The 6,468-nt window shown below is 60.6% G+C and carries 6 protein-coding genes; all 6 read right to left on the reverse strand.

All coding sequences use genetic code 11. The features are described from left to right. Positions 1-774: ABC transporter permease (locus tag ACXJ7R_RS21730; RefSeq protein WP_457153646.1), on the reverse strand; the 774-nt coding region annotated here is incomplete at its 3' end. Further along, complete coding sequence (locus tag ACXJ7R_RS21735; RefSeq protein ID WP_457153647.1) at positions 771-2,354, reverse strand: sugar ABC transporter ATP-binding protein; 1,584 nt, start codon at positions 2,352-2,354, stop codon at positions 771-773. The genes ACXJ7R_RS21735 and ACXJ7R_RS21730, both read right to left, overlap by 4 nt. A 64-nt stretch (positions 2,355-2,418) precedes the next feature. Further along, on the reverse strand, positions 2,419-3,561 hold the full coding sequence (locus ACXJ7R_RS21740) for a substrate-binding domain-containing protein (protein ID WP_457153648.1): 1,143 nt from the start codon (positions 3,559-3,561) through the stop codon (positions 2,419-2,421). Between the two features lie 76 nt (positions 3,562-3,637). Beyond that, complete coding sequence (gene aldA, locus ACXJ7R_RS21745) at positions 3,638-5,128, reverse strand: aldehyde dehydrogenase (RefSeq protein ID WP_457153649.1); 1,491 nt, start codon at positions 5,126-5,128, stop codon at positions 3,638-3,640. Between the two features lie 41 nt (positions 5,129-5,169). After that, positions 5,170-6,174: a 4-hydroxythreonine-4-phosphate dehydrogenase PdxA gene (gene pdxA, locus ACXJ7R_RS21750; protein ID WP_457153650.1), complete on the reverse strand. Its 1,005-nt coding sequence runs from the start codon at positions 6,172-6,174 to the stop codon at positions 5,170-5,172. 99 nt (positions 6,175-6,273) lie between these two features. After that, the coding region (locus ACXJ7R_RS21755; protein ID WP_457153651.1) for a hypothetical protein at positions 6,274-6,468 on the reverse strand (195 nt) is incomplete at its 5' end.

Consider the following 6,468-nt stretch of genomic DNA (forward strand, 5'->3'; position numbering starts at 1 on the left):
GATCACGGCCGCGATGACGTCGAGTTCAAGACCCGCTCCCAGGCTGGGATTGCCGGCCGTCGAGCGGGCCGCGAGCATCATGCCTGCAAGGGACGCGGTCATGCCCGACAGCACAAAGGCAAAGATCTTGACGCCGTCCGTGCGCACTCCGGAAAAGCGGGCGGCTATGGCATTTCCGCCAGTCGCATAAACACGCCTTCCATAGGGCATCTGGTGCAAGAGATAGTAGCCGCCGGCGGTCAGGACGATGGTCCACCAGATTGGCGCCTGGATGCCTAGAAAACTGCCATTCCAGAACAGGTTCGAAAAATCATCATCGACGATAGACACCGGCCGAGTGCCGGTGATCGTTAGTGCCAATCCGGAAAAGATGGAGAGCATGCCAAGCGTTACGAGAAACGATGGAATGCGCAATTTTGTAACAAGGATGCCCGAGGTCGCTCCTATCGCGGCGCCGGCGCCCAGAACCAGAAGTGCGGCGACATAGGTCGGGACATTCTGCTCGAGCAACAGCGCCCCGATCAYCCCTGAAAAGCTGGCGAGGGATCCGACCGACAGGTCGATTTCACCGCAGATGATCACGAACGTCATGCCGATCGCCATTGCGGAGACGATGGCTGTGATGCGCAAAACCGCGCTTGCAGTTGAGACAGAAGCGAAGTGGGGAGCAAACAGGACGAAATAGAGGGTGATAGCCAGGAAGATTACATAAGTGATGTGATCGCGTAAGAAATTCATTGCACTTGCGCGCAAGGGCATCGACGACTGTTTCATGCTGCAACTCCCTGGGCGCGTATGCTGGTTTGTCTGGCGGCCTCGGCCTGCAGCATCGCGCGAAGTCCTGTCTCGTCATGCGCTTGACCGATGCTGCGCGTGATCCGTCCATCCGCCATCACAAGAATGCGATCGGACAGATCCAGGAGTTCCTCGAGTTCGGAAGAAACGAGCAGCACGGCGACGCCTTCGCCGGCTGTACGACGCACAAGTTCGCGCATATCGCGCTTGGCGTTGATGTCGACGCCCGAGGTAGGCTCGTCGAGGATCAACAGCTTAGGCTTCATTGCCAGCCATTTGGCGAAGACGATCTTCTGCTGATTGCCGCCCGAAAGCTCCTGGGCTTTCTGCAAGGGACCGCGACACAGGATATTGAGATCGTCTCGGCATTGTCGGAACAGAGCCGTCATCCGGGCCTTCGCCATCGGCCCGAACGGACCCGCCAGCGAGAAATCGGAAAGGCGGGGAAGCGAGAGGTTCTCCTCGATAGAGCGCCCGCCTACAAGACCTTCGAGCCGGCGGTCTTCCGGAACAAGCGCGATACCGGCAGCGATGGCCCCCGTGACACTGCCCAGCCGAACCGGTTCACCCGCGACGGCGATGTCGCCCGAGACATCGGGAAGGACGCCGAACAAGGCCTTGGCCAAGGTCGACCGTCCGCTGCCCACAAGCCCGGCAAGGCCGACGATCTCACCTGGGTCGATCGAAAGCGATACGCCAGCCAGCTTGCGTGACGTGGCAAGATTGCTGACCTCCAGGGCAGGGGTTCCCGCAGCCGTTGCCGGACGGCGCGTCGCGGGCGCTGCGGCGGCTGGCAAAGGCGCTTGGCCCTTTGGCCGCGACATCATCGCGGCGATATCCTCGATGGATGTCTTGCTCGGATCAAGCGGGCCAACCAGTCGCCCATCCTTGATGATCGAGATGCGATCCGAAAGCCGCAGCACATCGGCCATGCGATGGCTGATGTAGACGATACCGATCCCGTTCTGCTTGAGCTGGCCGATGGTGCGAAAGAGCGTTTCCTCCTCGTGGATGGTCAGAGATGAAGTCGGCTCATCCATCACGAGCAGCTTGGCGCCCCGCGAAATCGCCTTGAGGATCTCGACCATCTGGCGTTGGGCGAAGGCCAGATCGCCCACCCGCGCCGAGGCGTCGAGTGAGAATGCATAGCGCTCGATCAAAGCCCGAGCCTCGCGAACCATTTTCCTGCTGTCGACACGCCGGCCAAAGGCGAGGGGCTCGCGAAGGACAAAGAGGTTCTCGGCAACCGAGCGGTTCGGCAAGACGCTCAGTTCCTGGAAGATCATCGCGATCCCGCGATCGATCCTCTCTCGAAGCGACAAGGCGGTGACATCCTGTCCGTCAAACAGAATCCGGCCTTCATCCGTTCGATACGCCCCCATGAGAATCTTCATGAGCGTCGACTTGCCCGCGCCGTTTTCGCCGAGCAGTGCATGCGTTTCACCAGCCATGACATCGAACGAAATGTCCGAAAGCACGCGGTTTGCGCCAAACGACTTGCCGATGCGTTGCATCGTTACGATAGCGTTCTTGGACGTTGAAGTTGTCGCTTCGGGCATGACGATTTCTCGATCGCTCGGGGAGCGCCGGCGGACTGCTGCGGCCCGCCGGCGAAAGAAGGAGCTAGAAGCACTCGCCGTTGCAGATTTTCACCACCGAAGCCGGCGCATCTTCCTTTGTGACCTGCTTGAGGGCACTGAGGAGGTCGAGCTTCTTGACGCGCAATGTCGGCACCGAAATGTATGGCGGGACCTCATGTCCAAGCAACGCAAGCGCGGCCGCCTTGGCCTCGGCGACGCCCTGGTCGTAGGGACGCTGCGCGCCTACGGCCAGAAATTCGCCACGTGCAACGTTCAGCGCGCTGTCCGCGGCGATGTCATTCGTGGTGACGACGATATCGCGCCCAAGTGTCTTGGCCGCGGCCACGACTTGCTGGGCGGGCGTGTCCCAGGCAACGAAAATGCCCTTCATGTCGGGATGCGCCGTCAACATGGCGGTGGCAACCTCGTAGGCCTTCTCCGGCGCGGTGAAGGTGCCGACATCCGCGACCTTGATGTCGGGATGTTCGCCGAAGGCCTTCAGTGCGCCGACCTTGCGGGCCGCAACGGAGTAGTAATAGTCATAAACCAGCGTGATGACGCCGACCTCGCCCTTGCCGCCAATCGCACTTACAAGTTCCTGCGCTGCGAAATAGGCGTTCTTCTCATTGTCGGAGGCGACAACGGACACATAGTCCTTGCCCGGCGCCATATCGACCGGGACATTGTCCATGAAAACCAGCTTGATGCCGGCGGCTGCCGCCTTCTTGTAAGCTTCGGATTCAGACTTCGGATCGATCGGGATCGAGAAGATCACATCCGGCTTACGGGCAATCATCTGCTCGAGATCGCTGATTTGCTGGCCGGGCTGGAACTTGGCGTCGGTGGTTCCGACAATCTCGATGCCAAAGTCCTTGAGTGTGTTGGTGATTCCGGCGACCTGCAACTGGGGCCAGCCGGCATCCATGGTATGCATCACCAGTCCTGCGGTGAACTTTCCGGCCTTGAGCTTGGCAAGGTCGTCGGCCGAAAACTTTAGCACATCTGGCGACACCGCCGGCGGGCCGTCCGGGAAGCCCGGGACGGGTTGGCCCCTCGGCGACAGGGGCAGCGGCTCGAGCAAGGCCTTTGCCTCAGGTGGAATGGTGTCATCGGCGATCGCCGAGGATGCGGCCATTCCTGACAGCGCCACGGCCAAAGCGGCCGCCATAAACCCACGATAGTGCATTTCATTCCTCCCGATCATATGAAACGGCCGTATCGGCCGGGTGGCGACCTGGCTGGTCGTACTGGTTGGGCGGTGTTCAGCGCCCGTAAGGCATCAATGCCGCCGTGGCGGCACCCGAGTAATTCACGTAGACCGTCTTCTTGCGCATGTAGCTCTCGAGCCCATGCACGCCGTCGTMACCGCCCAGTCCGCTTTCGCGGAAGCCGACATGGAAACCCTGCAGCATTTCCGGTCCAATCCGGTTGACGTAGATCTCACCGAACGAAACCTCGTTGACGGCGTTCATGACGCGGCTCAGATCATTGGTGAAAAGATAGGCCGACAGGCCATAGCGACTGGCATTGGTGATGCTGACCGCTTCCTCGAAGGTGTCGAAGGGCATGATCGGCACGACCGGGCCGAAGATTTCGCGCGTCATGATCGGCATGTCGGGCGTCACATYGGTCAATACGGTCGGATTGAGCCAGTAGCCGCCATCGATCGGCGCCTTGGTCGGGCGGCCACCGGCGAGAGCGAGCCTGGCGCCACCTGCGACGGCTTCGGCAAGAACCGCCTCGACCTTTTCCAACTCCTCACGGCTGACCTTGGGGCCGATATCGGTGTTTGCCTGCATCGGATCACCGACGACGAGCGACTTGGAGAATTCCACGAAGCGCGTGACGAACTGATCGTAAATCGAACGATGGACGAGCGTGCGTTCGTTGCAGATGCAGACTTGTCCGCAATTCATGTAGCGCGAGGTGGCTGCCGAACGCACTGCCAGGTCGAGATCGGCATCGGCCAGGACGATGAATGGCGCCTTGCCGCCGAGCTCCAGCGAAACCGGCGTCAGATTGCGAGAAGCGTTGGCCATGATGCGCTTGCCGGTCGGCACGCTGCCCGTCATGGTGATGAGGTCGATTCCGGGTTCCGTGCAGAGCACTTCGCCTATGGTTTCACCTGGTCCCGTTATGATGTTGACCACGCCAGCCGGCACGCCCGCTTCGACAAAGATGCGACCCAATTCGAGTGCCGATAGTGGCGTGTCTTCATGCGGCTTGAGGACGATGGTGTCGCCGGCGATCATGGCGGGCGCCACCTTTCGGCTGACCAGGGCGCTCGGGTAATTCCACGGAATGATGGCGGCGACGACGCCTACAGGCACGCGCTGGATCCAGACCTGCTCTCCCGCATAGTCGGATGGCAGGATCTCACCTTGAATGCGACGGGCAAACTCGGCGTAGTAGTCGAAGAACTCGGCCGCGCCGCCGACTTCACCTATTGCTTCATTGATCGGTTTGCCTTGTTCCCTGACCACCACCTCGGCCAGATGTCGGGCGTTCTGCCGGATCAAGACCGCGATCCGCTTCATGATCGCCGCACGGGCAAGAGGTGATTTGAGCCCCCAAGCCTTCTGCGCCTTGCGGGCGGCTTCTATCGCCTGGCGAGCCTGACCTGGGCTTGCCTCGGGCACGTCGACAAAGGCCTTGCCGTTGGCCGGATTGATCACCGGGCGCGTGCCGGCTTCGCCGGAGACAAACTTCCCGTCGATCAACATGTGATGGGATTTCTTGTCTTCTACTGCCATGGTTCAATCCGCTTCTGCGTGCGTTGCAGGCGTGCCGACGCCTAAGGGTTGGATTTTGCCGCGGCCATTTGGACCGCGAACTCGATCGCTTCGATAAGACTGTCCTCGTTGGCGATGCCCTTGCCGGCGATGTCGAAGGCCGTGCCGTGATCGACGGAGGTGCGGATGATCGGAAGGCCGAGCGTGACATTGACACCGGAGAGCGCCTTCCACTGACCGGTCGCGGGATCGACGTTGAAGCCGAGCAGTTTCACCGGGACATGGCCCTGATCGTGATACATCGCGACCACCGCGTCATACTGGCGGGCGCGCAACTTGACGAAAACCGTATCGCCCGGAACAGGCCCAAACACGGTAAAATCGGCGGGCGTGTAGGAAGCGACGACGGGGGTCGTGATGTCGATATCCTCACGACCGAAAATGCCGCCTTCGCCGGCGTGCGGATTGAGCGCGGCAATCGCAATGCGGGGATGGGCAATGCCAAGGCCGTGCAACGCCTCGACCGTCAACTGGATTACCCGCCGCAACCGAGGTTCGGTCAGTTTCGACGGAACCTGTGCGAGCGCTACATGGGTCGAGACATGRCTGACGCGAAAATCGCCATGGGCCAGCATCATCACGGAATCGCGGGCGCCTGTCAGATCTGCCAGCATGTCGGTGTGACCGGCATAGTGATAGCCGGCCAGATTGAGCGCTTCCTTGTTGAGGGGAGCCGTGACGATGCCTGCAATTGAACCGGCCTGTGCAAGGCGAACAGCTTTTTCGATCGCCAGATAGGCGAGGCGCCCGCCTTCGGCCGACATGACGCCCGTTTCAATGGGAGTCCGTTCGGGGCCGGCTTCGAGAAGGGCTACAGGCGGAAAAGTCCCAGCGGCGGAAGCCGACGGATCTTCCTCCTCGATGCGCCCGGAAATCGACTCCATTGCACGCATCGCGGTGACGCTGCCGATAATGAGAAGCGACAACGATCCTTCGGCAAGGCGCGGTTTCAGCCGTGCGCATGCCTTTGCGATGATCTCAGGGCCGATGCCCGCAGGATCACCCATTGTGATGCCGAGTCTTGGACCAGACATAAACGCCCCTAATCGGTCAATTGTGATCATCTTCTAATCCTTCTAACCATGAATGCGCAATAGTTTTCTTTTTCAGTCATTCGTAATCACCTGAATGGTGAAAATCCGGCTGTTTGCCTGCCTCTCCGTGGGTGCGATCCCGGTGTATTCGGCTGCTGAGACATCGTTTGACGCCATTTGACCGGCGGGGATGGACCCGCCGGTGCTTGGCCGGCGATTGTCTTGATCAGCGACGCGCGAGAGCCGCGAGCCTGCAGAGCAGGGCAC

The organism is Mesorhizobium sp. P5_C1 (assembly GCF_054049815.1).